At 69.3% G+C, this 25099-nt stretch carries 29 protein-coding genes and 1 riboswitch; of the genes, 14 read left to right on the top strand and 15 right to left on the bottom strand.

All coding sequences use genetic code 11. From position 1 onward, the window contains the following. The first annotated feature begins 60 nt into the window (after nucleotides 1–60). Nucleotides 61–726: a response regulator gene (locus tag AOZ49_RS02955; RefSeq protein WP_054431570.1), complete on the top strand. Its 666-nt coding sequence runs from the start codon at nucleotides 61–63 to the stop codon at nucleotides 724–726. Next, nucleotides 723–1988, top strand: coding sequence for a sensor histidine kinase (locus tag AOZ49_RS02950; RefSeq protein ID WP_054431569.1), 1266 nt, complete (start codon nucleotides 723–725; stop codon nucleotides 1986–1988). The genes AOZ49_RS02955 and AOZ49_RS02950 overlap by 4 nt, the downstream gene beginning before the upstream one ends. On the opposite strand, the gene AOZ49_RS02945 is transcribed toward AOZ49_RS02950, so the two are convergent. From AOZ49_RS02945 to AOZ49_RS32305, 7 genes are all read right to left on the bottom strand, one after another. Next, on the bottom strand, nucleotides 1924–2559 hold the full coding sequence (locus AOZ49_RS02945; protein WP_054431724.1) for an IbrB-like domain-containing protein: 636 nt from the start codon (nucleotides 2557–2559) through the stop codon (nucleotides 1924–1926). The genes AOZ49_RS02950 and AOZ49_RS02945 overlap by 65 nt on opposite strands. After that, complete coding sequence (locus AOZ49_RS31575; RefSeq protein ID WP_156350090.1) at nucleotides 2444–2992, bottom strand: N-acetyltransferase; 549 nt, start codon at nucleotides 2990–2992, stop codon at nucleotides 2444–2446. The genes AOZ49_RS02945 and AOZ49_RS31575 overlap by 116 nt, the downstream gene beginning before the upstream one ends. Continuing rightward, nucleotides 2989–4212: a DUF3440 domain-containing protein gene (locus AOZ49_RS02940; RefSeq protein ID WP_054474266.1), complete on the bottom strand. Its 1224-nt coding sequence runs from the start codon at nucleotides 4210–4212 to the stop codon at nucleotides 2989–2991. The genes AOZ49_RS31575 and AOZ49_RS02940 overlap by 4 nt, the downstream gene beginning before the upstream one ends. Before the next feature lie 207 nt (nucleotides 4213–4419). Continuing rightward, complete coding sequence (mntP, locus tag AOZ49_RS02935; RefSeq protein ID WP_054431566.1) at nucleotides 4420–4983, bottom strand: manganese efflux pump MntP; 564 nt, start codon at nucleotides 4981–4983, stop codon at nucleotides 4420–4422. A gap of 13 nt (nucleotides 4984–4996) precedes the next feature. Further along, nucleotides 4997–5167, bottom strand: a riboswitch (yybP-ykoY riboswitch). Between the two features lie 43 nt (nucleotides 5168–5210). Beyond that, nucleotides 5211–5582, bottom strand: a complete 372-nt coding sequence (locus AOZ49_RS02930) for a tRNA-binding protein (RefSeq protein WP_054431565.1) — start codon at nucleotides 5580–5582, stop codon at nucleotides 5211–5213. Nucleotides 5583–5637: 55 nt separating this feature from the next. After that, nucleotides 5638–7257 carry a PQQ-binding-like beta-propeller repeat protein gene (locus AOZ49_RS02925; protein ID WP_054474265.1) on the bottom strand — a complete coding sequence of 540 codons (1620 nt, stop codon included), beginning with the start codon at nucleotides 7255–7257 and terminating at the stop codon, nucleotides 5638–5640. A gap of 131 nt (nucleotides 7258–7388) precedes the next feature. After that, nucleotides 7389–7634 (bottom strand): hypothetical protein, encoded by a 246-nt coding sequence (locus tag AOZ49_RS32305; RefSeq protein WP_139122249.1) that lies wholly within the window; start codon nucleotides 7632–7634, stop codon nucleotides 7389–7391. 446 nt (nucleotides 7635–8080) lie between these two features. On the opposite strand from AOZ49_RS32305, the gene AOZ49_RS02920 reads away from it, so the two are divergent. The 3 genes from AOZ49_RS02920 to AOZ49_RS02910 all read left to right on the top strand — a co-directional run bounded on the left by AOZ49_RS02920 (nucleotide 8081) and on the right by AOZ49_RS02910 (nucleotide 9602). Continuing rightward, nucleotides 8081–8275, top strand: a complete 195-nt coding sequence (locus tag AOZ49_RS02920; RefSeq protein ID WP_054431563.1) for a hypothetical protein — start codon at nucleotides 8081–8083, stop codon at nucleotides 8273–8275. A 30-nt stretch (nucleotides 8276–8305) separates the two neighbouring features. After that, complete coding sequence (locus tag AOZ49_RS02915) at nucleotides 8306–8791, top strand: GNAT family N-acetyltransferase (protein WP_054474264.1); 486 nt, start codon at nucleotides 8306–8308, stop codon at nucleotides 8789–8791. A 178-nt stretch (nucleotides 8792–8969) separates the two neighbouring features. Further along, a complete protein-coding gene (locus AOZ49_RS02910) occupies nucleotides 8970–9602 on the top strand; it encodes an FMN-binding negative transcriptional regulator (protein WP_054431561.1) in 633 nt (210 codons plus the stop codon). A 102-nt stretch (nucleotides 9603–9704) separates the two neighbouring features. Here AOZ49_RS02910 and AOZ49_RS02905 read toward each other — a convergent pair whose 3' ends face one another. Further along, a complete protein-coding gene (locus tag AOZ49_RS02905) occupies nucleotides 9705–10967 on the bottom strand; it encodes an MFS transporter (RefSeq protein ID WP_054431560.1) in 1263 nt (420 codons plus the stop codon). Between the two features lie 91 nt (nucleotides 10968–11058). On the opposite strand from AOZ49_RS02905, the gene AOZ49_RS02900 reads away from it, so the two are divergent. From AOZ49_RS02900 to AOZ49_RS02890, 3 genes are all read left to right on the top strand, one after another. Then, nucleotides 11059–11802 (top strand): ArsR/SmtB family transcription factor, encoded by a 744-nt coding sequence (locus tag AOZ49_RS02900; protein WP_054431559.1) that lies wholly within the window; start codon nucleotides 11059–11061, stop codon nucleotides 11800–11802. Between the two features lie 150 nt (nucleotides 11803–11952). Further along, complete coding sequence (locus AOZ49_RS02895; RefSeq protein ID WP_054431558.1) at nucleotides 11953–12603, top strand: hypothetical protein; 651 nt, start codon at nucleotides 11953–11955, stop codon at nucleotides 12601–12603. Between the two features lie 236 nt (nucleotides 12604–12839). Continuing rightward, nucleotides 12840–13112: a hypothetical protein gene (locus tag AOZ49_RS02890; protein ID WP_006390430.1), complete on the top strand. Its 273-nt coding sequence runs from the start codon at nucleotides 12840–12842 to the stop codon at nucleotides 13110–13112. An 82-nt stretch (nucleotides 13113–13194) separates the two neighbouring features. Here AOZ49_RS02890 and AOZ49_RS02885 read toward each other — a convergent pair whose 3' ends face one another. The 3 genes from AOZ49_RS02885 to AOZ49_RS02875 all read right to left on the bottom strand — a co-directional run bounded on the left by AOZ49_RS02885 (nucleotide 13195) and on the right by AOZ49_RS02875 (nucleotide 15580). After that, a complete protein-coding gene (locus AOZ49_RS02885) occupies nucleotides 13195–13962 on the bottom strand; it encodes a hypothetical protein (RefSeq protein ID WP_054431557.1) in 768 nt (255 codons plus the stop codon). Beyond that, entirely contained in the window at nucleotides 13959–14495 is a 537-nt protein-coding gene (locus tag AOZ49_RS02880; RefSeq protein ID WP_054474263.1) for a hypothetical protein, read from the bottom strand. Before AOZ49_RS02880 ends, AOZ49_RS02885 begins: the two co-directional genes overlap by 4 nt. Before the next feature lie 230 nt (nucleotides 14496–14725). Further along, the gene (locus tag AOZ49_RS02875) at nucleotides 14726–15580 is read right to left on the bottom strand and encodes a KPN_02809 family neutral zinc metallopeptidase (protein ID WP_054474262.1); all 855 of its coding nucleotides are present in this window, start codon (nucleotides 15578–15580) and stop codon (nucleotides 14726–14728) included. Nucleotides 15581–15665: 85 nt separating this feature from the next. Between AOZ49_RS02875 and AOZ49_RS02870 the strand changes: the two genes are divergently transcribed. The 4 genes from AOZ49_RS02870 to bamC all read left to right on the top strand — a co-directional run bounded on the left by AOZ49_RS02870 (nucleotide 15666) and on the right by bamC (nucleotide 19194). Further along, nucleotides 15666–16292, top strand: coding sequence for an L-threonylcarbamoyladenylate synthase (locus tag AOZ49_RS02870; RefSeq protein ID WP_006390426.1), 627 nt, complete (start codon nucleotides 15666–15668; stop codon nucleotides 16290–16292). 119 nt (nucleotides 16293–16411) lie between these two features. Then, a complete protein-coding gene (locus tag AOZ49_RS02865) occupies nucleotides 16412–17059 on the top strand; it encodes a site-2 protease family protein (protein WP_006390425.1) in 648 nt (215 codons plus the stop codon). An 87-nt stretch (nucleotides 17060–17146) separates the two neighbouring features. Then, nucleotides 17147–18052, top strand: a complete 906-nt coding sequence (gene dapA, locus AOZ49_RS02860) for a 4-hydroxy-tetrahydrodipicolinate synthase (protein ID WP_054474261.1) — start codon at nucleotides 17147–17149, stop codon at nucleotides 18050–18052. 17 nt (nucleotides 18053–18069) lie between these two features. Further along, nucleotides 18070–19194: an outer membrane protein assembly factor BamC gene (gene bamC, locus AOZ49_RS02855; protein ID WP_054474260.1), complete on the top strand. Its 1125-nt coding sequence runs from the start codon at nucleotides 18070–18072 to the stop codon at nucleotides 19192–19194. Nucleotides 19195–19359: 165 nt separating this feature from the next. On the opposite strand, the gene AOZ49_RS31570 is transcribed toward bamC, so the two are convergent. The 4 genes from AOZ49_RS31570 to AOZ49_RS33890 form a co-directional block, all read right to left on the bottom strand. Then, a complete protein-coding gene (locus AOZ49_RS31570; protein WP_006386500.1) occupies nucleotides 19360–19587 on the bottom strand; it encodes a hypothetical protein in 228 nt (75 codons plus the stop codon). A gap of 217 nt (nucleotides 19588–19804) precedes the next feature. Further along, nucleotides 19805–20998, bottom strand: coding sequence for a ribosomal protein uL16 3-hydroxylase (locus AOZ49_RS02845; RefSeq protein WP_054474259.1), 1194 nt, complete (start codon nucleotides 20996–20998; stop codon nucleotides 19805–19807). Next, complete coding sequence (gene mutS, locus AOZ49_RS02840; RefSeq protein WP_054474258.1) at nucleotides 20995–23649, bottom strand: DNA mismatch repair protein MutS; 2655 nt, start codon at nucleotides 23647–23649, stop codon at nucleotides 20995–20997. The genes AOZ49_RS02845 and mutS overlap by 4 nt, the downstream gene beginning before the upstream one ends. A 141-nt stretch (nucleotides 23650–23790) precedes the next feature. Further along, nucleotides 23791–23934 carry a CrpP-related protein gene (locus AOZ49_RS33890; RefSeq protein ID WP_304439425.1) on the bottom strand — a complete coding sequence of 48 codons (144 nt, stop codon included), beginning with the start codon at nucleotides 23932–23934 and terminating at the stop codon, nucleotides 23791–23793. 316 nt (nucleotides 23935–24250) lie between these two features. On the opposite strand from AOZ49_RS33890, the gene AOZ49_RS02835 reads away from it, so the two are divergent. Beyond that, nucleotides 24251–24457 (top strand): hypothetical protein, encoded by a 207-nt coding sequence (locus AOZ49_RS02835; protein WP_054474257.1) that lies wholly within the window; start codon nucleotides 24251–24253, stop codon nucleotides 24455–24457. Between the two features lie 65 nt (nucleotides 24458–24522). After that, a partial coding sequence (locus AOZ49_RS32860) for a hypothetical protein (protein ID WP_054474256.1) occupies nucleotides 24523–25099 on the top strand: 577 nt, incomplete at its 3' end.

Below are 25099 nucleotides of genomic sequence, written 5' to 3'. Positions count from 1 at the left end.
CTTTTGGCAATTAGCTTATTACTTCAAATAAGTATAGCGCGCCGGAACGGAGAGCCCGCCATGCGGATTTTGTTGGTCGAGGATGACGCCTCCATCGCCCTGGCGGTGCAGGCCGGCCTGGGGTTGCAGGGCTTCGTGGTCGATGCGGTCGGCGATCTGCGGCAGGCCGACCTGGCGGTGCAGACCTCCCACGTCAGCGCCTGTGTGCTGGACCTGGGCCTGCCCGACGGCGATGGCGTGACGCTGCTGGCGAAATGGCGCGCGCGGCGCCAGAACCTGCCGGTGCTGGTGCTCAGCGCCCGGTCGGGGGTGGCGCAGCGCGTCGGCGCCCTGCGCGCGGGCGCCGACGACTACGTCCTCAAGCCGTTCGACCTGGACGAACTGGGCGCGCGGCTGCAGGCGCTGATACGGCGCGCCGCCGGCCATGGCGCCGACCGCATCGACCACGGCCGCCTGACCCTGTTCCTGTCGCGCGGCGAAGTGCTGTGCGACGGCCGGCGCGTCACGCTGCAGCGGCGCGAGCTGGCGCTGCTCAAGACCCTGCTGCAGCATCCCGGGCAGATCCTCACCATGGACCAGCTGCGCGACAGCCTGTATGGCTTTGACGACCGGGTCGAGAGCAACGCGGTCAACGTGCACATCCACAAGCTGCGCCGCAAGCTGGGCGCCGACCTGATCGAGACGGTGCGCGGCTGGGGCTACCGCCTGGGGATGCCGGCGCCATGAGCCTGCGCGCCCGCCTGTTGCTGCTGCTGGGCGCGGTCTGGCTGGTGTTCGGCGGCGCCGTCACGCTGTGGGCGTTCCAGCATGCCAGCGCCGAGCTGGACGCGGCCCTGGATTCGCGGCTGGCGGCATCGGCGGTGATGGTGGCGCGGCTGATGACGCAATGGCCGCGCGCGCCGCGGGAAGACGCCGTGGAGATGGCGGCCGCGGTCGGCCTGCCGTTGTGCGATGGCCTGGCTTGCGAAGTCAGCGGACCTGCCGGCGACGCGCCGGCGCGGGCGCGGGCGCCGGGCGGGCCGGCGCTGGATGGCGCGCCGCTGGGGTTCGGCCTGCTCGCGCACGCTGGCGGCCCGTGGCGCACCTACGCCATCGAACGCGACGGGGTGCGCATCGCCACGGCCGGCCGCATGGACATCCGCGCGGCCTTGCACCGGCAGATGGCCTGGATGGCGCTGCTGCCCGGCGTGGCCGGCCTGCTGGTGGGGGTCGGGCTGCTGTGGTTCGGCGTCGGCCAGGGCCTGGCGCGCCTGTCGCGGCGCATGGCGGACATGCTGCTGCGCGAACGGCATTTCTCGGACCACGCGGCGCACGAGATGCGTTCGCCGGTGACGGCCATCAAGGCGCACCTGCAGGTGCTGGAACGCTTGCCGGCGACCGTCGGGGACGCGGCCAGCCGCCAGGCGGTGGCCCATGCGCTGCAGGGCACCGCGCGGCTGGAGCGCCTGATCGAGCAACTGCTGATGCTGGCGCGCGCCGACGATGACGGCGCCGACGCGGCCTGCGACGCGCTCGCGGTGCTGGCGCGGGTGGCCAGCCGCAAGCCCGCGCGGGTGCGCTGGCACCTGCCCGCCGGCCAGCCCTGGGCGGCGCTGCCGGATGCGCTGCTGGATTGCGCGGTGCGCAATCTGGTGGACAACGCGCTCAAGTATTCGCCGGCGCAGGCCGAGGTCGAGGTCCGCGTCTCGGTCGTGGCGGCCGACCTGGTGGTGACGGTGCGCGACCGCGGGCCGGGGCTGACCCCGGCGCAATGCGCGCAGGCGGTGGAACCTTTCTGGCGCGGCGGGCGCCAGGGCGAGGGCGCGGGGCTGGGGCTGTCGATCGTGGCCGCCATCGCGCGACGCCACGGCGGCACGCTGGCGCTGGAGTCGGCGCCGGGCGCGGGCCTGCGCTGCCGCCTGAGCGTGCCGCTGGCCGCCGGCGTCAGTCCCAGGAGCGCGAATAGCGATGATCGAGAAACAGCTCGGGCAGGCCCGACACCTGTTTGAAGCGCAGGACCTCGTCGTCGTCCATGCCGAGCTGGCGGGCGATGTCGGCCTCGTTCCAGCCGGCACGGAGCAGGCGCACGACGATGTCGGTCATGGGCATCACGCCGTGCACGCCGCGGGCGCGGTTGTGGCGGATGGTGGCGGCGATGCGGTCGGCGGCGCCGGCGCGCCCGGGGCGGATCGCCACGATGGGCAGATAGCCCTGCAGGCGCTGGCGGATGGGGCCCTTCTTCTTGCCCACGCGCTGGCGGTGGAAGCCGTCGACGACGACGTAGCGGTCGGGGCCGGCCTGGTGCGCGACGATCGGCTGGGTGTAGCCGTCGGCCTCGATCGACAGCTCCAGCAGCCGCATTTCCGGCGGCGCGACGCTGTTGGGGTTGTAGTCGTTGGCTTCGACGGCTTCGCCGGGGATCCATTGCACGCAGTCGACCGGCTCGGCGGCGAAGGGGCTGTGTTCATGCAGGCACAGGCGGATCCGGTTGATGGCTTCGATCCGTTGCCGGATCGGCAGGCTGTCCAGTTCGTTGAACAGCATCCTGGCCCGGTTCTCCAGGCTGTCGAGAAGTGGCATGCGCATTCCTTTTCAAGGTGGTCCAGTTGCCGCGGCTGGTGTGGGGCTGGAAGCCGTATGGTTGCAGCAGCGCGGCGCTGAGCCAGGGCACGCGCAGGGTGCAGGGCTGGTCTAGGTCGTCGATGTAGTCGAGCACGCGCTGGCGCAGCGCCCGGAACAGGCCGAGCTGGCGCGCTTCGGGGCGGATGTAGCCGTCGCGGATGCGCACCGTGCCGCTTTGCAGTTCGATGCTGATGAAGCCGAGCACGCGCGCATGGTTATGCCGCCGGACGATGAACCAGCGGTGCCGGGGACTGTCGTTCAGGGGATAACCGCCGCAGTCGCGGCGCACCGTGGCGCTGGCGAAGAACCGGCCCATCTGCGCGAAGAAGGCGGGCTCGTCGTCGTATGAGCGCAGCAGCAGGAAATCGTAGTGCTTCAGGGGATGCGTCATGGCGCGGAGCGGTGCGGGTCGGGAAGCAGGCTGTCGATGTCGCGGCGCGCCGGGCCGAAGGACAGCGAGCGCGCCATGTCCTGCTTGAGCAGCGACAGGCCGATGCGGCGCCAGGAGGGCTGCACCTTGCGATTCTCGAGGTCGGGGATGCCGGCGTCGGGCCACATCGCCAGCGGATGGCCGCGCTGTTCCCACCAGGCGATGAAGACGTCGATGCGCCGCGTGTACACCTGGCGCAGCGCAACGGGCATGCTGTCGAGCAGGAACTGGCTGTACTGGCGCCAGGTGTCGAAGGTGGGCGGCAGGCCCAGCCCGCCGCGATAGCCGAGGAAGCGCTGGCGGCAATAGCGCGCCGCGTAGTTGGCGCCCTGTACGCGCTTGACCGTGCGGAACCAGGTGGCGGGTTCGAGCTTGTGGAACAGGTCCAGCCCCTTGCGCTGGTCGTCGCCGTAGGGCTGGCAGATGCGCATCTGCGAATACGGCACGCCGGCGCGCAGCATCTGGTCGTAGAGGCGGTTGTAGGCGTGGCCGTTTTCGCCGGTGTAGCGCCACAGGTCTTCGAACTTCCAGTCGTAGATCGGGAAGAAGGTGACGGCGTTGTCGCGCTGCTTGTCGCGGGTGCTCCAGGCCAGCGGCTTGTGCGCGCCGGGCGGCGTCCAGGCGCATTTCTTGGTGCGGCGCTTGACGGCGAGATAGCGGTTGAGCGATTCGTCGGAACGGATTCCGACCAGGAACGCGGTGGTCGCGTCGCGCGCCAGCCATTGGTTGAATTCGGGCACGAATTCCTCGAATTCCATGCGATGGCGGTAGAACGGGAAATAGCCGGGATCGCTGATGACGGACGGATGCCGCGGCAGCGGCCGGATCCAGTCGGCCTCGCGGCCGGGCTCCCAGGCGCACCAGTAGGGTTCGCGCAGGCTCGAGGCGTTGCGCAGGTTGATCGGCAGGCAGATCCACCAGGGGTGGACGTCGGCGCGATCGAACATGGCGGTGACGTGGTCGATGGTGGCCTGGTATTGGCCTTCGAGGTCGATGAAGACCGCGTGCACCGGGCCGCGCCGCATTTCGCGCGCGACCTCGAGCGCCAGGTGCAGGGTGACGGAGCTGTCCTTGCCGCCGGAGAACGCCACGCAGACCCGCTCGAAGTGCTGGAACACCAGCCGGATGCGGGCCTTCGCGGCTTCGTGGACGTCGAGGTCGCGGTAGTGTTTCAAGGCCATGGGGAGAGCATCCTGTTCGCGTCGTTCCCGGCCCGGCGCGCGGGCGGGAGCTGCGGCGCGCCGATGCGCCCGGGCAGGGGCGGATCATGCATATGCGCTGCAACAAGCGTGTCAGGATAGCCCGATCCCACGGCGCGATCGGGGTCATTCCGTCCGCTATTTTCCGAGGGATCGGCGCGTCCGCCACGCGTGTGGCGGGCGCGCGTCTTACGCCTTCAAGTGCTCGTACAGGATGGTGGCGCCGATGCCGATCAGCGCCAGGCCGCCCAGCACCTCGGCGCGCTTGCCGGCGACGTTGCCGACCAGCCGGCCGATCATGACGCCCAGGGTCACCATCAGCATGGTCGCCAGGCCGATGGCCAGCGCGGTGACGGCGATGTTGTTGTCGATGAAGGCCAGGCTGACGCCGACGGCCATGGCGTCGATGCTGGTGGCGAAGCCGGTGGCGGCCAGCAGCCAGAACGAATGACGGCCGACCGGCGCGGCTTCTTCGTGGTCGGCGCCCAGGCCGTTGCGGATCATCATCGCGCCCAGGATACAGAGCATGCCGAAGGCGATCCAATGGTCCCAGTCCTGCACGAAGCGGGCGGCCATGGAGCCGAGCGCCCAGCCGATCACGGGCGTGATGGCTTCGATCACGCCGAAGATCACGCCGGTGCGCAGCGCTTCGGACAGCCGTGGCTTGTGCAGGGCGGCGCCTTTGCCGACCGCCGCGGCGAAGGCGTCGGTGGACATGGCGAAGGCCAGGATGAGGGTGGAAAGGGCGTTCATGCGGGAGAGGCTCCGACCGGGCGAAACACACAGACTTTCCATATCGCCCGGTCAGAAGCTATGGAAAAGTCCGTGGTCTCGCCAAACCGTGTCGGTTGCCGGCGCCATGGCCAGAAGGGCCAAGAGTGTTGACGCGGGCGCTTCCGGACGGGGCCGGAAGAGGCTACTCCCCAGGGAGGCTTGCAGTGTAGCAAAGGGCGCGGGGCGCCGGGGCGAAATTTTCAGGTTCAGGTCAGCCGGGCGCCGTTGGGCACGTCCAGCTCGGGCGTGACCAGCACGGTCTGGTCGGCGGCGTCGGCCAGCCCCAGCACCAGCACTTCGGAGCGCACCGGGCCGACCTGGCGCGGCGGGAAGTTGACGATGCCGAGCACGCGCTTGCCCGGCAGTTGTTCGAGCGTGTAGCGGCCGGTGATCTGCGCCGAGCTTTTCTTGACGCCGACGCCGGCGCCGAAATCAATGGTCAGCTTGTAGGCCGGCTTGCGCGCCTCGGGAAATGGATCGGCGGCGATGATGGTGCCGACGCGGATGTCGACCTTCATGAAGTCGTCGAAGCTGACGGTGGGGGCGGGCGGGGTGGCGGGGTCCTGGGTGTAGTGCATGGGCGTGGGGGATCGGTTCAAGGGGGGGCGGGCGGCGATGCCCGCGATGGCCCCATCATGCCAGATCGATGCCGCCGCGGGTCGGGCGCAGGGCGGCCAGCGCGGCCAGCTCGACCCGCGCGATGCGGCCGTCGATGGCGCCGACGGCCAGTCTGCCGCCGCGCGCGGCGAGGGCGTAGAGCACGGTGGCGATGCCGCCGATGCGGACCCGGGACGCCAGCAGCAGGTCGCCGCTGTCCGCGTCGATCAGCATCAGGGTGCCGTCGAGGAAGGCCGCCAGCACCAGGCCGTCGGCCACGACGATGGCGCTGGCCGAGGCCGGGGTGGCATGGCGCCAGCGTTCCTGGCCGCGCGCCAGCGACTTGCGGTAGATGAAGCCGCGATAGGCGTTGCCGACCGTGGGCGAGTAGTGCTTGCCGGCGATCACCAGGCCGGCGCCGAGCGCGTCATCGACGTAGGCGCCGCGGCATTCCATGGCGTGGCTGGCGGGCGTGCCGTCCGGCTTGAGCAATGGCCACAGGCGTTCGAGGCGACCATCGGCGTGGACCCGGCACAGGTGCTTGCCTTCGTGCGAATCGGGCGGCGTGCCCTGCACCGTGAACAGATCGGGCGCGCCGTTGATGCCGATGTAGTGGTTGAAGCAGTCGTAGTGGCCGAGATCGAGGCGCCGCGCGTCGGTCAGGGTGGCATCGAGCAGGACGTCGCCGGCGCCGCGGCGGCGCGCATCGATGCGGTCGCGGCGGCCGAGCAGGCGGCCGTCGGCGCTGGCGCAGAAGGTGTATTGGCCATCCTCGTCGCGCAGCGTCGTCAGCTCGCCGTCGCGCAGCGCGTACAAGCGCGAGTCGCGGCGGAAGCGGTCGGCGGGATCGGGCGGGGCGATCGCGTGCACGACGAGCGGCGTGGTGCGCAGGATCTCGGCGCCGCGGCCGCCGCCGTCGTGACGCGCGAGCAACGCGCCGTCGGCGCGGTAGCGCTCGAGCAGGCAGCCGTCGTGGACCGCGGCGAGCGTGTCGGCGTCGAGCCACGCCAGGTCCCAGATGGCGCCGCGCAGGCCCAGGTCGGGCAGGTCCAGCCATTGCGCCAGGCGCGAGGCCGGGTCGCCGTCATCGCGTGGCATGGCCGGGTCGAGGACGGCGGCGGCGGGGTCCAGGTCCGGCGTGACGGGCGCGGCGTCGGCCTCGGCCCATACCGGCAGCAGCGTTTCGAAAGCGGGCGGGACGTCGCCGTCCTGCTCGTCCCACGATTCATCCCAGGGGCGCACCCAGGCTTGGATGCGGCCGTCGTCGAGGTAGCGGCAACGCACCACTTCGGGCACGTTGAGGAAGGGGCGGCGGCTGGCGCCGCTTTGCCAATTCCAGGCGATCAGTTCGCCCTCGAACAGATAGCCGCCGTCGTAGCTGCCCGCGCCGATGGCGATGACGGGCTGGTCCGGATGGAAGGCGACGTCGTTGATTGGCAGGCGCGCCGCGTCGCAGGCCGCGAACGGCACGGGATCGCCGCGGCGGTAGAGGCCGACGCGGTAGCGCAGCGCGGCGCCGCCATAGGCGGCGCGCGCAGGCGGATTGATCAGGAGGGGAAAGGCGGAGGCCACGGCGACGATGTCGCCGGCCGGGTGGAAGAACACGCCGGTGATCCGGCCGGCGCCCCGCAGCGCCGGATTCATGAACGCGTTCATGATTGATGCGGCCGGCGTCCCGGGGCGCGCGGCGGATTCAGGCCTCGCGGGCCGCGCACCGGCCGCGCGAAGGCGGCGGGGATCGGCGCGGTGGCGGGCGGGCGCATGGGTGGACGGCCGTCAATGACGCGTCATGATTTGGCGGCGGCGGCCGTGGTGGCGCTTTTCTTGCCGCGCGGCTTGGCCGCGGGCGTTTCGCTCACCGGCGGCGTGTCGAACTCCTGTTTGTTTCGTTCGCCCCGCGGGGTGTTTTCCGGATGGGGTTTGGGAAAGGCCCAGGGTTTCGTTTTCTGATCCATTGCTTGTACTCCTTGCACAGGCGGAACAGTAGCATTTGCCGTGGCCGTGAGTAAGTGAGGGTTGACGTCAATATTCATCACATCGTGATATGAGGAAAGCGGAGGGCGCGGCGCCGCGGGTGCGGTGCGGCGGGCGATGGCGCGGCGGGCCGGCTACCCTACGACCACCGCGGCGGCGCAGCGTTCATTTCTGGAGGCGTTGTGTCTGGATTTCGCCGCATGAGCGCATTGCGTGAATGGCCCGTGCGAGCCGCGGCGTCATGGCGGCGCTGGCGGGAAGCCGCGTCCGCGGCATCCATGCAAGGGACCGCCGCGGCGCCTGCCGCGATGCTGGTCCCGGTTGCATCCGATCATTTTACCTTGGCCGCGCGGCGCCCTGGCCTGGCGGGCGAACAGCGCGCTCGATGCGGCGCAAAGTCGCCATCCGGCGCGGGGTCGGACTCATCCATTTGCGTCGCTGAAAGCAGTAGTCGCGGCCGGCGCGGGCGGGACTACGATGGGGCCGTGCACATAGGGAGGGAACTATGGACACGACCAAGGAATGGTACGCCGCCGTCAAGGAATGGCAGCGCGCGCGCGACGAATTGACCGCGGCCGTCGCCGCGATCAAATGGCCCGATCCGACGGCGGCCTGCCTGGCCACTTACGACCGCGCCTATGCGCATGAAACGGCCGCGCGCGAGCGCATGAACCAGGCCTACGAACGCGTCCGACGATAGGGCGCGCGCGCGGTTGCTACACTGCCGCGCATGACGCAAACCCGGACTTCCCTGACGATCCGACCGGCGCGCCCCGACGATGTGGCGGCGCTGGAGGACATATTGACGCAAACCTATGAAGGCACCTGGCGGCCGCAGATGACGCCGCAGAAGTACCAGCACTTCCTGGATAGCGGCAAGATCCCGCAATACGTCGCCGAGCGCGGCGCGCGCTTCCAGGTGTGCGAGGCCGGCGGCCGCGTGGCGGGCATGGTGGACTGGGAGAAGAACTTCATCTGGGCCCTGCACGTGCATCCGGCGTTGCAGCGGCGCGGGGTCGGCGCGGCGCTGCTGGCGCTGGCCGAGGATGGCATGCGCGCCGCCGGCTTCGGCGAGGCGCGGCTGGAGACCGACACCTTCAATACGCAGAGCCGCGCGTTCTACGCCAAGCATGGCTATGCCGAGGTCGACACCTATCCCGACGAGGAATGGGACAGCGGTTTCACGACGGTGCTGCTGGTGAAAGCGCTGGCGTGATCCGGCGGGCGGTGGCGGGATGCGCGGGTGCGATCCGTTGATGTGATCGGCTGCCGGCGGCGCCGTTGCCGGGGAGCCACGCGCATTGTGGCTCCATGAATTGAGGGTTATATGGCTCTGGCAATGGAGCCAGCGCGGCGCTATGGTGTGTGTTTCCCTTTCCCGCGCCTATTCCGCCATGTACCTGCCGTCCGCCTTCCGTGAAGATTCCCTCGAGGTCCAGCACGATTTCATCCGCGCGCATCCCCTGGGGGTGCTGATGACCAGCGGGGAGGGCGGGCTGATGGCCAACCACATTCCCTGTCTGCTGTATCCGGAAGGGCCGCACGGGGTGCTGCGGCTGCACATGGCGCGCGCCAATCCGCAATGGAAGGAACTGGCCGCCGGCGGCGACTGCCTGCTGGTGTTCCATGGCGCGCAGGCCTACATCACGCCGTCCTGGTACGCCACCAAGGCCGAGACGCACAAGGTCGTGCCGACCTGGAATTTCGTCGCCGTGCATGTGTGGGGCACGCCGACGGTGCACGACGATCCCGTCTGGGTGCGCGCGCAGATCGGCGCGCTGACCGAAGCGCAGGAAAAGGCGCGGGTGCAGCCCTGGCGCGTCGAGGATGCGCCCGAGGATTTCATCGCGGCGCAGATGCGCGCCATCGTCGGCGTCGAAATCGCGATCACGCGCATCGAGGGCAAATGGAAGGTCAGCCAGAACCGCACCGTGGCCGACCGCCAGGGCGTGGCGGCGGGGCTGGCCGATGAACAGGGCGACGCCGTGATGGCCGGACTGGTGGCGCGTCGCGGCGGGCTGGCGTGACCGGCGGGCGCTGCATTGCGGCGGATGAAGCATGGCGGTTGCACGCCACGGCTGGAATCACACGGGTTGACCGACACCGATCGAGGCCTGCAGGCGGCCCGATCAGGCCGCGCTAGCCGCCTGCAGGCGCCGCTGGCGCGCGGCGCCGCGGCCCCACGCCAGGCAGGCGATGGCCGCCGCCTGCAGCGCCGCCGCCACCGCGAGGAACCAGAACAGCGGATGCTGCTCCTGGCCGGACAGCGTGCGCAGCACGCCGAACACGGCGGGCGCGAAGGCATAGGCGCCCTGCGACATGGCCACGATCAGCGGCACCACCCGCGCCGCGTCCTCGCGCGCGAATTCGGCCTGCGCGATCAAGGGCGGCAGCGAGGTGGCGTTGCCGATGCCGGCGCCGAACAGCAGCACGCCCGCCCACACCGCCCAGGCATGGTCCACCGCCAGCATCAGCACCAGCGAGCCGGCGATCTGCGCGCCATAGGACAGGCAGGCGATCAGGCGGCGGTCGGCCGAGGCCGGCATCAGCCAGCCCACCAGGCTGCGGCCGGCGATGGCGCTGGCGGTGGCCAGGCCCATCGCGATGCCGGCGGTCTGCGCGCCCAATAGCGGCGCCAGCAGCGACAGCAGGTGCGCGATCAGGCCGATCTGCGCGAACAGCCCCAGCGCCATGCCGGCGCCCAGCGACAGGAAGGCGCGGTCGCGCCACAGGCGCGGCACGCGCGCCAGCGCGGCGGCGGCGGCCTGCGCCGGCGCGTCCGGCGGCACGCCGTCGGGATGCTGGCCGAGCTGTTGCGGCGTGACGGCGAACACCTTGCGCGCCAGCACCGCGATCACCAGCACCATCGCCGCGCCGACCCACCAGGCCGCCTGCGCGAAGCCGTAGCCCGCGATCAGGAACACCCACAGCGGCGAGAACACCACGCCGCCGATGCTGGCGCCGTTGTAGGCCATGCCCAGCGCGGCCGGCCGGCGCTTGACGAACCAGGGCGAGATCAGCGCGTTGACCGCCGCCGCGCCCAGCGTGACCCAGCCCATGCCGGAGAACAGCGCGGCCGCGTACAGCTGCCATGGCGCGGCCGCGCGGGCCCATCCCGACACGCCCAGCGCCAGCGCGATGGCGCCGGCCAGGGTGACCGCCGGCACGCCCCAGCGCCGGTACAGGCGCGGCAGGTTGGCCACGATCAGCGTGCCGCACAGGAAGTGCAGGGTGACCGCGGCCGACACCAGCGCCACGCTCCAGCCGGTGCGCTGCACCACCGCGTGCAGGAACACGGGCGGGCCATAGAAGCCGACGCCCCAGCCGAAGATGGCCAGCACGAAGGTGGCGTAAAGGACTTTCCGGCCGAAAAAACGCAGTGGGGTGTGCATGGCAAGCGGCTGGCGATGGCGCCGGCTGTTTTGTTGGGATGACTCGCAGTATGCTTGGCCCTGTAGACAACACTTTGGCCGGGACCGAATCATGGAATCCGAGTTCGCCGATATCAACCTGTCGGCCGTTGCCGGCGCGATCGCCGATCCGGCGCGGGCGCGCATGCTGTGCGTGCTGCTGGACGGCCGCGCCCGCACCGCCACCGAACTGGCCGCGGCCGCCGAGATCGGCGCCTCCACCGCCAGCAGCCATTTCCAGCGCCTGCGCGAGCAGGGGCTGGTGGAGCAGGCGGCGCAGGGCAAGCACCGCTATTACCGGCTGGCCAATGCCGAAGTCGCGCGCGCGCTGGAGGCGCTGCTGGTGGTGGCGGGCGCCGAGCGCACGCCGTTCAAGCCCAACACGCCGTCGGCGCTGCGCGAGGCGCGCACCTGCTACGACCACATGGCTGGCACGCTGGCCGTGCGCATCCACGACGCGATGCTGGCGCGCCAGTGGCTGGCGGCCGATGGCCGCGACTACGCGCTGACGCCGCTGGGCGAGGCCTCGCTGGCGCAGGTCGGGGTCGACGTGGCGCAGGCGCGCCAGCGCCGCCGCCGCTTCGCCTGCCCGTGCCTGGACTGGAGCGAGCGCCGCTCGCATCTGGGCGGCGCGCTCGGCGCCGCGTTGCTGGAGGCGCTGCTCGCGCGCGGCTGGATCGACAAGGACCTGGATTCGCGCGCGCTGTCGGTCACACGCAAGGGCGCGCGCCAGTTTCCGGCGTTCTTCGGCATGCCCGACGAGGCCTCCGGCGATAGCGCGGACTGGCGCCGTAGCGGCGGCCACGCCGCGGCCTAGCCCGTCATGAAATCGCTTTGCCGCGGACGAGAGGCCGCGGCGGTTTCCGCACGACCCCATCGACATCACGCGTCGCCCCTTGGCCGGCAGGCCGGGGCGGCGCACGCACCGCTTTTTTCATCGGGCATTTGCCCTGCACAGGAGGTGGCCTTGCCTACGCTGGCCCTGCACGCTTTCCGCCGCACTCTGCCAATCGCGACGGAACTGCGCATCGACGTCAACCATGCTCCGCATGAAGTGGAGACGGAACTCGATGCCATCCACGACCGCATGAATCGTCCTTCGGACCGCTTGTATGGATTGCCGGAGGTTCAAACCGACATCCCTGGCATGGTGCTTCGCTACCGCGAAGCCGATGGCGAGTATTACGTGTATGTGGTGGACGCGCGGCGCGGCCGGCTGGCGGGCTATACGGTGTTCAACCGGCTGATCGAGGTGGGGCGGCGCGCCGATCCCTACGTGCGCGCGCCGCACTCGAAGTACGCCGCGCCCTACCAGGGCATGGGGCTGGCCACCGCGGTCTATCGCTGGGGGCTGGAGGCCGGCCTGTGCATCATGAGCGGCGCGCGCCAGTCGGCCGGCGCCCATCGCCTGTGGCTGGGGCTGGCCCGCGACTACGAGCTGGGCTACGTCGACCTGCGGCGCAAGCGCCTGACCTATCTGGGCGCCACGGTGACGCCGCCGGTGCTGGGCGACCTGCATACCCGCATGTTCCTGCTGGGACGGGGCTGGACCCGGCCCGACTACCTGCGGGCGACCGGCATGCAGGCGCCCGAAAGTGCGCTTTCGCAACAGTCATAGGGGAAATCCCCGGGACGGATCAGCGCGGCGGCGGCCAGATGACAGTGTCATCGAGTGTCATCTGGCTGTCAGCCGCGCACCGCCTGCCTGTCCGGCCTGTACCCCGCGTCCGGCGGAAACGGGGACGCAATTCGTGCATTGCAACAATGTTTCTATCGAATGCCGAGGTTACAAAACTTATCCGAACTGTCATGAACAGCCGGGGTATGCTGGTCCGCAGAAAGAGGGCATCCGAAGTGCATCAGAACAACTTGATCTACAAGGGATACCGGCTGACGGCCAAGGTGTCCCGGGGCGCGGGCGAAGAGGTTCAGACGCTGCCCAGCGGCCCCGTTTTCATCGCATCGATCATGGTGGTCCAGGCGGGCGCCGTGCTGGAAGGCGGCGACGAATACCCCGTGCCACGCTTTGCCGAAGGCGGCTTCGTCTACAGCCCGCGCGAGGCGGTGCATGCCGCCATCCTGCACGGGCGCGAGATCGTCGACGGCCTGACCCACGTGCCATCCTGACGCCTGACGGCGAGGGAATTTCCACGGCGCCCCTGCCGCGGCGCGCCGGTCGCCATGATGCGCCGCCCGGCGGCGGCCGTATTCACTCGGCCGCGAACACGGCCTTCCAGTCGCGCGTCTTGGCCAGCGTCAGCACGCTGGCCGACTGTTCCAGGATGGCCACGGCCTTCTTGAGTTCCTCGGCCGACGCGCCGTCTTCCAGGATCACCATGCGCGAGTTGCGCGCATCGGCCATTTTCACGTCCGACATCTTGCCGTGGGTCTGGTAGACCTGGGTCCAGTCCATTTTCTTGCCGGCCTTGAGCGCGATCGGTTCGATGTACGTCAGCGCGGTGCTGCCGGCGGCGCGCACGCCGAAGGCGAAGTCGGCGGTGTGGCCGCTGCTGCCCTTGGCGCGCGCGCCCTTGACCATGCGGTTGGGACCGACGCCGGCCGCCAGCGCCCGGCCCACCTGGGCGCGAAAACGCAGCTGGCTGAAGCGCGGCATCCACTTGGCGCACTGGAACGACAGCGCCATGGCCAGCTTGACCGCGTCCCACAGGGCTTCCTGCAATTGCTCGTTGGGGCCCGTGGCGACGATGGCGCCCGACTTGTCGAAGTGCGCCAGGCTCACGCCCGGCGTTTCATTGAGGATGTCGATGCGCTTGGGCGCCAGCTCGATGCCGTAGCTGGAGGCATGCATCGACGTCTCACAGGCGTCGGTGAGATAGAACGTGGCGTCGTCCGGGTAGGCGATGAAGAACGCGGCGTGCTGGCCGTCCAGGCCCAGCGTCATCGGCGAGATGGCGCGGATGGCGTGTTCGCCCGCCGGCAGGACGGTCCAGCCGGAGGCTTCCAGGAAATTGCTCATAGGATCAGTTCGATTTGACGGCCCTTGAGGGGATGCGCGAAACCGCCGGTCAGGGCCAGGTTGGCCCTCGGCAGGAAATACTGCATCAGCTCGGCGACCGTGTGCAGGGCGGGCACGATGGGCTCGGCATAGCCTTCGCCTTCGTCCACCCAGATGTGTTCATGGCTGCGGTCCGCCAGCGGTTTGCGGTACTGCGGCCGGCCTTCGCCCACCAGGCTGGTGTGGAACGAGTCGTCGGTATCGACGCCGAACACGCGGTGCGGGCCGACGAACAGGCTGGCGCAGAAGGCCTCGGCCAGGAAGATGGTGGCCTGGCCGTGCACCACGGTGCGGGCGCCGCGGTAGATGGCGCGGAAGATGGCGTCGTCGCGCACCTCGCCCTTGACGCGGCACGGGCTGGCGAACTCCATCCATTGGATGCTGGTGGCGGCCGGCTTCGGGATCCAGGTGATCTGCTTGACCGTTTCCTTGGGCTCCGCAAGGATCTCTTGCACCTCATCAACGGTGATTAACGGTTCGAACTTGTTGGCCATGGAACGGATCTAGTAACTGGAAATGCGCCGTGCCACCCCTGTCGCCGCGGCAGGGCGCGCGGGGCGGGAGCACGCTTTTCCCGTCGGGCCGGCCAACGGGAAAAGCCCCCTCGCTGGGGAGCTCTGGCCCGCGCAGCGGGAGTGCGCGGGGGCGTAATCTTACAAGATGAAGACGGTCTCGGCTTTTGGCTGTATGGATATACAGCGGTCATCGCGTCGCGGCCAGCGTCCTACAGCAAGCTGGCGGCGAAAGTATCGCATTGCTTGAGATCGCCGCTGTCCAGGCCGCGCTTGAACCAGCGCACGCGCTGCGCCGACGAGCCGTGGGTGAAGGCGTCGGGCACCACGTAGCCCTGGCTCTGCTTCTGCAGCCGGTCGTCGCCGATGGCGGTGGCGGCGGCCAGCGCTTCCTCGACGTCGCCGCTTTCGAGGATGTTGCGGGCGGCGTTGGCGCGCTGCGCCCACAGGCCGGCGAAGCAGTCGGCCTGCAGTTCCATGCGCACCGACAGCGCGTTGGCCTGCGACGGGTTGCGCCGGCGCAGGTTGTCGACCTGATCGGAGATGCCCAGCAGGTGCTGGACGTGGTGGCCGACCTCGTGCGCGATGACGTAGGCCTGGGCGAAATCGCCGGGGGCCTTGAAGCGGTTCTGCAGTTCGTCGAAGAACGCCAGGTCGATGTAGACCTTGCTGTCGCCGGGACAGTAGAACGGCCCCATCGCCGCCTGGCCGGTGCCGCAGGCGGTGGGCGTGGCGCCGCGGAACAGCACCAGCTTGGGCGGCACGTACGGGCGGTTCAGGTCTTTCTGGAAGATGGCGCTCCAGGTGTCCTCGGTCTCGCCCAGCACCTTGGAGACGAAGCGCGCCTGCGGGTCGTTGGCGGGCGGGCGGCTGGCGGGAGCCTGCTGTTGCTGCGTGGCGGGGCCCTCGGCCATCTGCAGCACCACGCTGGGGTCGACGCCGAAATACATGGCCACCAGGGCCAGCACGATGGTGCCGATGCCGATGGTGCCTCGGCCGCCGATGCGCGGACCGCTGGCGCGGCGGTCTTCCACGTTGTCGCTTTCGCGGGAATCGTCCAGGCGCATACTGTGTCTCCGGGCGGCTGGCGCCGCCATGTGTTGCGTCGGCCGCGGTTGACGATGCGGCCTTCAAGAGTGTTAGGATAATCCCATGGCCCTTCATTTAGATATCCACCCCGCGAATCCCCAACCGCGCCTGCTCAAGCAGGCCGCCCAATGGCTGAACGACGGGGGCCTGGTGGCGGTGCCCACCGATTCCAGCTACGCGGTGGTCGCGCGCCTGGACGACAAGAACGCCGCCGACGGCCTGCGCCGACTGCGCGGCCTGGACGATCGCCACCATCTCACGCTGCTGTGCCGCGACCTGGCCGAGATCGGCCACTTCGCGCGCGTCGACAACCGCCAGTACCGCCTGCTCAAGGCCGCCACGCCGGGGCCGTGGACTTTCATCCTGGAGGCCACCAAGGAAGTGCCGCGGCGCGTGTCGCATCCGTCGCGCAAGACCATCGGCATCCGCGTGCCGGACCATGCCGTGATGCTGGGGCTGCTCGAACAGATGGGCGCGCCGCTGCTGTCGACCACGCTGATCCCGAAGGATGAGACCGACGCGCTGAACGATGCCGAGGCCATCCGCGAGCGCTACGACCATGAGCTGGCGGCCATCATCGACGCGGGCGCCTGCCCGCATTCGCCGACCACCGTGATCGACCTGACCGGCGACGACCCTGTCGTGGTGCGGGTGGGGCGCGGCGATCCCGCCACGCTGGGCCTGGCCTGACGCGGCTGAGCGCCCGTTCACGCGGCGGCGCCATTGCGGCCGCCGCGACGGCCGCAATGGCGCCGCTCCTCATTTAGCCGCACTGTTCGTCACGCGGCTCCTCTACAATCCGCTTCGCCATGAATGACATCATCCAGACGATCGCGGTCTACGCGATACCGGTTATCTTCGCCATCACCCTGCACGAGGCCGCGCACGGCTATGTCGCGCGCATGTTCGGCGATCCGACGGCGTACCAGGCGGGCCGCATCAGCCTGAACCCGGCGCGCCACATCGACCCGGTCGGCACCCTGCTGGTGCCGGCGGTGATCCTGCTGATGTCCAAGCTGCTGGGCAGCCCCGGCATGCTGTTCGGCTGGGCCAAGCCGGTGCCGGTCGATTTCGGCCGGCTGCGCCGTCCCAAGAAGGACATGCTGTGGGTGGCGCTGGCCGGTCCCGCCGCCAACCTGCTGATGGCGATCCTGTGGGTGTTTTCGCTGCGCCTGTTCCTCGAAACCGGCATGCAGGAGAGTTTCTGGTTCGAAATGGCGATGGCCGGCGTGCAGGTCAACCTGGTGCTGATGGCGCTGAACCTGCTGCCGATTCCGCCGCTGGACGGGGGACGCATCCTCTTCAGCCTGCTGCCCAACCGCCTGGCCTGGCAATACTCGAAAATCGAGCCGTATGGCCTGGTGATCGTGGTGGTGCTGCTGGTGACCGACGTACTCTGGATATTGATGCGTCCGGTATTGGCGTTGGGAACGGCAATCGTTCAGTGGTTTCTGTAGGATTTTGGCCAATATCCGTTAAACTCAGCGGTTTCATTGATTCTGGCCCTGAGGCATCCCGCCACCGGGCTTTGGAGCCCCTCATTTATGGCATCCCCTGCAACCGCCGCAGGCGTTAATTTCCAGGGCAGCATGGTGGCCCTCGTCACCCCGATGCAGCCCGATGGCAGCCTTGACTACGCTGCCTACCGGTCGTTGATCGACTGGCATATCCAGGAAGGAACCGATGCACTGGTGGTGGTGGGCACCACCGGGGAATCGCCGACGGTCTCCATGGAAGAGCATGCGGAGCTGATCCGCGTGGCGGTCGAGCATGCCGCCGGCCGCATTCCGGTCATCGCCGGCGTGGGCGCCAACTCCACCGACGAAGCCATCCACCTCACGCGCCACGCCAAGGCGGTGGGCGCGCAGGCTGGCCTGTCGGTGGTGCCGTACTACAACAAGCCGTCGCAGGAAGGCCTGTATCGCCACTTCCGCACCATCGCGGAAGCCGTCGACCTGCCGACCATCCTGTACAACGTGCCGGGCCGCACCGTGGCCGACATGAGCAACGAAACGGTGCTGCGCCTGGCGCAGGTGCCGGGCATCATCGGTATCAAGGACGCCACCGGCGACATCGCGCGCGGCGGCCTGCTGCTGCGCGAAGCGCCGGCCAGCTTCCAGGTCTTCAGCGGCGATGATCCCACCGCGGCCGCCCTGATCCTGCTGGGCGCGCGCGGCAACATCTCCGTGACCGCCAACGTCGCGCCCAAGCTGATGCGCGACTTGTGTGCCGCCGCCCTGGCGGGCAACGTGCCGAAGGTGCGTGAACTTAATGCGCACCTGGCCCGTCTGAACAAGGCTTTGTTCGTTGAAGCCAATCCTATTCCCGTCAAGTGGGCGCTGGCCGAAATGGGCCGCACCGCACTGGGCTACCGGTTGCCGCTGGTGGAACTGGGCGCGCAGCACCACGAAACGGTGCGTCGCGTGCTCCAGGAAACGGGCCTGCTCTAAATATCGTGAGGATACGTATGAACAAGCGTCATGCCGGTTTGTCGGCATTGATGTCTCTGGTGTTGTTGGCCGGCTGCAGCGAGGTCAACCAATTCCTGGGCAATGAAGAATCCGTCAATTACAAGAGCGCCGTCACGCAACGTGGCGAGCCGTTGAGCATTCCGCCCGACCTGACCCAGGCCGCCAGCGATCCGCGCTACCGCGCGCCGGCGTCGGGCTCGACCACCTATTCGCAATTCCAGCAGCAGGGCCAGGCCCTGGCCACCGCGCCCAAGGCCAGCAACGTGCTGCCCGGCCGCCAGGACATGCGCGTCGAACGCGACGGCGACCTGCGCTGGCTGGTGGTCGACCGCGCGCCCGAGGACGTGTTCCCGCGCCTGGTCGACTTCTGGACCGAAAACGGCTTCACGGTCGCCAGCAACAACCCCGGCGCCGGCCTGATCGAAACCGACTGGGCGGAAAACCGCGCCAAGATCCCGGAAAGCTGGCTGCGCCAGGCCCTGGGCGCGGTGTTGGAATCGGCCTGGGACAGCGGTGAGCGCGAGAAATTCCGCACCCGCGTCGAACGCGTCAACGGCCACACCGAAATCTACGTCAGCCACCGCCAGATGCTCGAAAAGCGCGTCGGCGGCGACGGCTCGCAAGTGCAGTGGCAGAACGGCAAGGAAGATCCGGGCCTGAACGCCGCCATGCTGGCGCGCATGATGGTCTATCTGGGCACCGACGTCGACAACGCCCGCAAGCTGGTGCAGCAGGCGGAAGCCGCGCCGCAGAAGCCCGCGGTGCAGCAGGATGTCCGTGCGCAGGGCGCCGCCCTGATCGTCAGCGAATCGTTCGACCGCGCCTGGCGCCGTGTCGGCGTGGCGCTGGACGGCGGCGGCTTCTCGGTGGACGATCGCGATCGTTCGGCCGGCGACTACTTCGTGCGCTACGTCGACACCGACACCGGCGAGAAGATCGACCAGCCGGGCTTCTTCAGCCGCATGTTCTCGGGCGACAAGAAGGCCGAGGCGCCGCAGTACCGCATCCACCTGACCGCCAGCGGCGAGCAGACCACGGTGACGGTGCTCGACGCCAAGGGCGAGCGCGACAACAGCGCCACCGCCCAGCGCCTGCTGAGCGTGCTGAAGGACAAGATGTAAGGTGTCCGCCGCGAGGCGCCTCCCGGCGCTTCGCGACAGTACGAAAAGGCCCCCACGGGGCCTTTTTCTTTTTGCGCCGGCACGCGCGCAAACAAAAAGCCCTGGCGCGAGGCCAGGGCTTTTTTTCGTGATCAGCGGCGGGGGGATTCGCTGATGACGATGCGATCAGGATGCCGGCGTGGTCGAACCGCCGGGGGTGGTGGAACCGCCGCCGGGCGTGGTGCCAGGGGTGGGCGCGGGCGCCGGCGAGGTGGCCGGCGGCGTGCTCGAAGGCGCGGGCGTGCTGGCGCCCGGCGTGGGGTTGTTCGCGGGCGCCGGGGCATCTTCCTTCTTGTTGCAGGCGCTGAGCGAGACGGCCAGCACCGACGCAATAATCAAGGTTTTGCTCATCATTTTTGGACTCCTGTAGATGACGACTCTTGAAACCCCTTCAGGGGAAACCAGAACCCAGGCTACAGGAACCCGTCAGCGATGCGAGTGTGGAAATTAAAAAGGTCGCATCCCAACGGCAACAAACCTTTCCGCGCGGTGTGATGTCTTGCTTTATGTGACCCTGCGCATAGACCTCATTGCGTTCTGTGCAAGTTGGATACGCGCAGGTGTCGGGATACTACGAGGCGACGTAATGGATCCAGCCGGAGTCGAGCCAGTCGGCCAGGCATGAGCGCGCCTCATCGGACAGGCGCGCGCAGGCGGGATCGGCGCAGTCCAGGCTGCGCGCGTCGGCCAGCTTGCACAGGGCGGGCGAGGCCGGCGTCATGGCGGTCTCGCCGTTGATGAAGAGCTGCTTGCCGCGATAGAGTATGCGGCTGCGGCGGTCCAGCACCAGCTTGCCGTGGGCGGGCCAGTCCTCTTCCAGGTCCACGTCCAGGCCTTCAGGGCCGTCGAACACGCTGAGGTTGCTGGGCTCGGTCAGCCAGCAGCCCAGGAAGCGCGAGGCCAGCGCGTCGTCGAAACGCAGCTTGCTGACCGTCTCCAGCGTGGCCTCGACCAGCGCGTCCGGCACCTGCGCCGGCGTGGCCACGGCGGCCTGCGCGGGGTCGCGGTAGACGGCCGACAGCTTGGGGCCGGGCAGCGCCGGTTCGCCATAGGGGCCGCCCAGCAGGCCGACGCGCGCCATCACCTGGTCGGCGGCGGCTTCGAGCAGGCCGCGCGCCAGCGTGGCCTGCGTGGGGGCGCGGAAACCGATGGAGATGGTCATGCAGCCGTCGCCCGCCGCGATGCCGTCGTGCGCGGCCTGTGGCGGCAGGTAGGGCATGTCGCCCGGCGCCAGCACGGCCTGTTCCTCGGGCTGGAAGTGGCTGAGGATCTTGAGCGGCAGGCCGGGCTCGAGCGACAGGTCCTTCTGGCGGCCGTAGCGCCATTCGCGCTCGCCGGCGGCCTGCAGCAGGAACACGTCGTAGCTGTCGAAGTGCGGGCCGACGCCGCCGCCGTGGCTGGCGATGCTGATCATCACGTCGTCCAGGCGCGCGTCGGGGATGAAGCGGAACTGCTGCATCAGCTCGGCCGCGGCGTCGCTGTGCAGGTCGACGCTTTGCACCAGCAGGGTCCAGTCGCCTTCGTTGTCCTTGGGCAGGCGGGCGAAGGGGCCGTTCTCCATCTGCCATTCGCCGTTCTCGCGCCAGATCAGGCGTGATTCGACGTCGTCGCGGCGCGCCAGCTTCTTGATCGCGGCGATGGTCACCGGCGGCTTGAAGTTCGGGATGGCCTGGCGGATCAGCAGCGGCTTCTTCTGCCAGTAGCGGCGCATGAAGTCGTTGGGGCTCTGGTCGCCCAACAGCGGCAGGGGATGGTCGAGGTTCATTGCAGGTGCTTTTTCAGGCGGTAGAGGGCGTCCAGCGCTTCGCGCGGGGTCAGGCTGTCGGGGTCGATGCCGGCGAGTTCCTCGCGCAGCGTGTCCAGCGCCTCGATGGCGTCGGCGCGATCGGCTGCGGCGTAGGCCTGCGCGTCGGCGTCGGCCGCGGCCGAGAACAGGCCCAGCTGCGGCGTGGGCGCGCCTTGCGCTTCGAGCCGTTCGAGTTCGCGGGTGGCCTGGCGGATGACGGCGGCGGGCACGCCGGCGCGCTGCGCCACCTGGATCCCGTAGCTGCGGCTGGCCGGGCCTTCGCGCACTTCGTGCAGGAATACGATGCCGCCGGCGGATTCAGCCGCGGCCAGGTGCACGTTGGCCGAGGCGGGCTGCTCGGCCGGCAGGCGCGTCAGTTCGAAGTAGTGGGTGGCGAACAGCGTCAGGGCGCGGTTGTGCGCCAGCAGGCGGCAGGCGATGGCCCAGGCCAGCGCCAGGCCGTCGTAGGTGGAGGTGCCGCGGCCGATCTCGTCCATCAGCACCAGGCTGTTGGGCGTGCTGGCCGCGAGAATGGCGGCGGCCTCGGTCATCTCCATCATGAAGGTCGAGCGTCCGCCCGCCAGGTCGTCGGCGGCGCCGATGCGGGTGAAGATGCGGTCGATGCGGCCGATGCGCGCGCGCGCCGCCGGCACGAAGCTGCCGATGCGCGCCAGCAGCACGATCAAGGCCACCTGCCGCATGTAGGTCGATTTACCGCCCATGCTGGGGCCGGTGATGAGCAGCATGCGGCGCGCCGGATCGAGGCGGCAGCCGTTGGGCGTGAAGCGTTCGATGGCCTGCTCGACCACCGGGTGGCGGCCGGCGTCGATATCGATGTCGGCCTGCTCGGACAGTTCGGGGGCGATCCAGTCGTGGCGCCGCGCGTGTTCGGCCAACGCCGCCAGCGTGTCGAGTTCGGCCAGCGCGCCGGCGCAGTCGGACAGCGGGCGCACGTGTTCGGCCAGCACGTCCAGCAACTGCTCGAACAGCCACTTCTCGCGCGCCAGCGAGCGGTCCTGCGCCGACAGCACCTTGTCTTCCCAGGTCTTGAGTTCCGGGGTGATGTAGCGTTCGGCGTTCTTGAGCGTCTGGCGGCGGCGGTAGTCTTCGGGCACCTTGGCGGTCTGGCCCTTGGTGACCTCGATGTAGAAACCGTGCACGCGGTTGAATTCGACGCGCAGGTTGCTGATGCCGGTGCGCTCGCGTTCGCGCGCTTCCAGCTGCACCAGGAAGTCGCCGCCGTCGGCGGCCAGGCCGCGCAGTTCGTCGAGTTCGGCGTCAAAGCCGGCGGCCAGCACGCCGCCGTCGCGGATCGCCACGGCCGGCTCGGCGGCGATGGCGCGCACCAGCAGGGCCGCCAGCGCCGGGTCCACCGACAGGTGCGAGATCAGGTCGTTCAGGCGCGGCGAGGCGGCCATCGGCGCGACCAGGTCGCGCAGCGCGGGCAGGGCGGCCAGCGCGTCGCGCAGGCTGGCCAGTTCGCGCGGACGCACCGAGCGCAGCGCCAGCCGCGCGGCGATGCGTTCGATGTCGGGGAAGGCGTTGAGCGCGCCGCGCAGCGTTTCCAGCAGGCCCGCGGAGCCGAAGGTCTGTTCGACGTCCATGCGGCCGGCCAGCAACGTCGAGATGGCCTGCTGGCGGGCGTGGGCCTGTTCGTTCTCGCGCAGCGGATGGTGCAGCCAGCGGCGCAGCAGGCGGCTGCCCATCGGCGTGCGGCAGCCGTCCAGCAGCGAGAACAGCGTGGGCGAATCCTCGCCCGACAGCGTCTGCGTCAGTTCGAGGTTGCGGCGCGTGACGGGATCGAGCAGCACGAACTGGCCGGGACGCTCGGCCGACAGGCTCTGCACGTGCGCCAGCGCCTGCGACTGGGTGCGGGCGGCGTAGCGCAGCAGCGCGCCGGCGGCGCAGATGCCGGCCGGCATGTCTTCGATGTCGAAGCCGGCCAGCGTGTCGGTCTTGAAATGCGCCAGCAGGTGCGCGCGGGCGCCGTCGCTTTCGAAGTGCCAGTCCGGCACGCGCGAACGGGCGCCTTCGAACGGGAAGTCGAATTCGGCGCTGTCGGCGCAGACGATCTCGGCCGGCGCGACGCGATGTAGCTCGGATTCGAGCTGCGCCGGCGCGCATTCGGTGACGCGGAAGTCGCCGCTGGCCAGGTTCAGCCAGGCCAGCCCGGCGCGCGGCGCGCGCGCATTGCCGGACACGAACACGGCGTCCAGCGCGCGGTCGGCCTTGGCCGGCAGCAGCGCGTCGTCGGTCAGCGTGCCGGGCGTGACGATGCGCACGATGCGGCGTTCGACCGGGCCCTTGGAGGCCGCGGGATCGCCGATCTGTTCGCAGATGGCGACGGACTCGCCCATCGCCACCAGCCGCGCCAGGTACTGCTCCATCGCGTGCACCGGCAGCCCGGCCATCGGGATCGGCGTGCCGTTGGACGAGCCGCGCTTGGTCAGCGTCAGGTTGAGCAGCCGCGCGCCGCGTTCCGCGTCTTCATAGAACATTTCATAGAAGTCGCCCATGCGGTAGAACAGCAGCAAGGGGCCGGCCTCCGCCTTCAGGCGGAGGTATTGCTGCATCATGGGGGTGTGGCCGGCGTGGGCCTCGGCGGCGGTGGTCTGTGTTGCGGAATTCATGCCCGTGATTGTATCGGGCCGGGGCGGGGGCGGGGCGCCCGGCGGGGAACGACCGGACGGTTTCGGCGGGCCGATGGCGCGGGCGGCAAAGGGGCATCCGTCGCGTCGGCGCCATCGGCGCGACTGGATGCAGGCGGAACGTCAGTGGTTGTGTGTCAGCGCGCCCAGCATTGCCGCGCGATCGCAGCGAGCCAGGCGTTGGGCGGTGGCTTCGCGCCAGCCCATTTCCCAGGCCTGGACGCATCGCGACCATTCTGAGATGGATTCACCGGTGTGTGCCGGCATGGCCCCTGCCCGGAAATAGGGGGCAATCAAGCAGACCGAGCCCCTGGCGGGCGGCGTCGGCGCCGAGTTTGCGCAGGTCTTCTCGCATGGCGACTCCGGAAGGTTTTGGTCGAACCAGTATGCGGCGCGTGCGCGGGCGCCGCAATAGTGTGGCCATACCAGGCGCACCCGTGCGCCGCCACCCCCCGCAGGCTGCTTGCCGGCGCGGCCGCGCCGCCGCGGGGCGGACGCCGCGCGGTGCCTGGATCGGGCGCTGTTTTGGGAGCGGCACTTGCGGTAGGGGGAGGCGGCCAGGTGGCCGTCTAAAGGTGATGCCATGACGCAATCGCAATCGCAATCCACGTTGCCGGAGACCAACCGGCCCCCCACGGACCCGCGGTCCGATTCGACCCAGCCGCCGGGACAGCAACCCGGCACGACGCCGCTCGCGCCCGACGCGGACGAAGACGCGCAGCAGGACCTGGAGGACCTCGAGCCCGAGGAGCCTGTCGGCGATCCGGCCGCCAACCAGCGGACGGATTGACGCCGGGACAGCGCGCGCGTCCTGTTCCTGGACGCGCGCCCACGCATTACACCGAGGAGCCACAAATGGCTGCAAACGCGAAGGGAAACATGGAGATGATCCATGACTTGCTGTATCAGGCCCTGGAGACCGAACTAGGCGGCATCAATGTCTACACCGCGGCAATCGCCTGCGCGAGCAACGAGGACCTGGCCAAGGAATGGCGTGGCTATCTCGAGGAAACCAAAACCCACAAGCAGGTCCTGCTTACCGTTTTTGAAGAATTGGGCCTGGACGCCATGGCGTACGTGCCGAGCCGCCACGTGGTCCGGCACCACGGGGAATCGCTGGTCACGGCCATCGCGCTGGCGAAAAGCGGGAGCGATCCCGCGGCCGCGCAGATCGCGGCGGGCGAATGCGTCGTGCTTGCCGAAACCAAAGATCACCAGAATTGGGAGCTGATCGGCCTGGTGGCGGAAAAGCTGACGGGAAAGGTGGCGCAGATCCTGAAGAAGGCCCACGACGCGGTGGAACAGGACGAAGACCACCACCTGTATCACTCGAAAGGGTGGACGCGGGAGTTGTGGATCGAAGCACTGGGCTTTCCGGCGGTGCTGCCGCCGCCCGAGGAAGTCAAAAAAGTCGCAACCGCCATTGGCGCTT

Source organism: Achromobacter sp. 2789STDY5608615 (genome assembly GCF_001298995.1).
Taxonomy (GTDB): domain Bacteria; phylum Pseudomonadota; class Gammaproteobacteria; order Burkholderiales; family Burkholderiaceae_B; genus Achromobacter; species Achromobacter insuavis.
This window is presented reverse-complemented; position numbering and strand designations above follow the sequence as displayed.

What these genes read in the sequence shown, in the direction of transcription:
- AOZ49_RS02955 (WP_054431570.1), top strand. Translation starts at nt 61, where the DNA reads ATGCGGATTTTGTTGGTCGAGGATGACGCCTCCATCGCCCTGGCGGTG.
- AOZ49_RS02950 (WP_054431569.1), top strand. Translation starts at nt 723, where the DNA reads ATGAGCCTGCGCGCCCGCCTGTTGCTGCTGCTGGGCGCGGTCTGGCTG.
- AOZ49_RS02945 (WP_054431724.1), bottom strand. Translation starts at nt 2,559, where the DNA reads ATGCCACTTCTCGACAGCCTGGAGAACCGGGCCAGGATGCTGTTCAAC.
- AOZ49_RS31575 (WP_156350090.1), bottom strand. Translation starts at nt 2,992, where the DNA reads ATGACGCATCCCCTGAAGCACTACGATTTCCTGCTGCTGCGCTCATAC.
- AOZ49_RS02940 (WP_054474266.1), bottom strand. Translation starts at nt 4,212, where the DNA reads ATGGCCTTGAAACACTACCGCGACCTCGACGTCCACGAAGCCGCGAAG.
- mntP (WP_054431566.1), bottom strand. Translation starts at nt 4,983, where the DNA reads ATGAACGCCCTTTCCACCCTCATCCTGGCCTTCGCCATGTCCACCGAC.
- AOZ49_RS02930 (WP_054431565.1), bottom strand. Translation starts at nt 5,582, where the DNA reads ATGCACTACACCCAGGACCCCGCCACCCCGCCCGCCCCCACCGTCAGC.
- AOZ49_RS02925 (WP_054474265.1), bottom strand. Translation starts at nt 7,257, where the DNA reads ATGAACGCGTTCATGAATCCGGCGCTGCGGGGCGCCGGCCGGATCACC.
- AOZ49_RS32305 (WP_139122249.1), bottom strand. Translation starts at nt 7,634, where the DNA reads ATGAATATTGACGTCAACCCTCACTTACTCACGGCCACGGCAAATGCT.
- AOZ49_RS02920 (WP_054431563.1), top strand. Translation starts at nt 8,081, where the DNA reads ATGGACACGACCAAGGAATGGTACGCCGCCGTCAAGGAATGGCAGCGC.
- AOZ49_RS02915 (WP_054474264.1), top strand. Translation starts at nt 8,306, where the DNA reads ATGACGCAAACCCGGACTTCCCTGACGATCCGACCGGCGCGCCCCGAC.
- AOZ49_RS02910 (WP_054431561.1), top strand. Translation starts at nt 8,970, where the DNA reads ATGTACCTGCCGTCCGCCTTCCGTGAAGATTCCCTCGAGGTCCAGCAC.
- AOZ49_RS02905 (WP_054431560.1), bottom strand. Translation starts at nt 10,967, where the DNA reads ATGCACACCCCACTGCGTTTTTTCGGCCGGAAAGTCCTTTACGCCACC.
- AOZ49_RS02900 (WP_054431559.1), top strand. Translation starts at nt 11,059, where the DNA reads ATGGAATCCGAGTTCGCCGATATCAACCTGTCGGCCGTTGCCGGCGCG.
- AOZ49_RS02885 (WP_054431557.1), bottom strand. Translation starts at nt 13,962, where the DNA reads ATGAGCAATTTCCTGGAAGCCTCCGGCTGGACCGTCCTGCCGGCGGGC.
- AOZ49_RS02880 (WP_054474263.1), bottom strand. Translation starts at nt 14,495, where the DNA reads ATGGCCAACAAGTTCGAACCGTTAATCACCGTTGATGAGGTGCAAGAG.
- AOZ49_RS02875 (WP_054474262.1), bottom strand. Translation starts at nt 15,580, where the DNA reads ATGCGCCTGGACGATTCCCGCGAAAGCGACAACGTGGAAGACCGCCGC.
- AOZ49_RS02870 (WP_006390426.1), top strand. Translation starts at nt 15,666, where the DNA reads ATGGCCCTTCATTTAGATATCCACCCCGCGAATCCCCAACCGCGCCTG.
- AOZ49_RS02865 (WP_006390425.1), top strand. Translation starts at nt 16,412, where the DNA reads ATGAATGACATCATCCAGACGATCGCGGTCTACGCGATACCGGTTATC.
- dapA (WP_054474261.1), top strand. Translation starts at nt 17,147, where the DNA reads ATGGCATCCCCTGCAACCGCCGCAGGCGTTAATTTCCAGGGCAGCATG.
- bamC (WP_054474260.1), top strand. Translation starts at nt 18,070, where the DNA reads ATGAACAAGCGTCATGCCGGTTTGTCGGCATTGATGTCTCTGGTGTTG.
- AOZ49_RS31570 (WP_006386500.1), bottom strand. Translation starts at nt 19,587, where the DNA reads ATGATGAGCAAAACCTTGATTATTGCGTCGGTGCTGGCCGTCTCGCTC.
- AOZ49_RS02845 (WP_054474259.1), bottom strand. Translation starts at nt 20,998, where the DNA reads ATGAACCTCGACCATCCCCTGCCGCTGTTGGGCGACCAGAGCCCCAAC.
- mutS (WP_054474258.1), bottom strand. Translation starts at nt 23,649, where the DNA reads ATGAATTCCGCAACACAGACCACCGCCGCCGAGGCCCACGCCGGCCAC.
- AOZ49_RS33890 (WP_304439425.1), bottom strand. Translation starts at nt 23,934, where the DNA reads ATGCCGGCACACACCGGTGAATCCATCTCAGAATGGTCGCGATGCGTC.
- AOZ49_RS02835 (WP_054474257.1), top strand. Translation starts at nt 24,251, where the DNA reads ATGACGCAATCGCAATCGCAATCCACGTTGCCGGAGACCAACCGGCCC.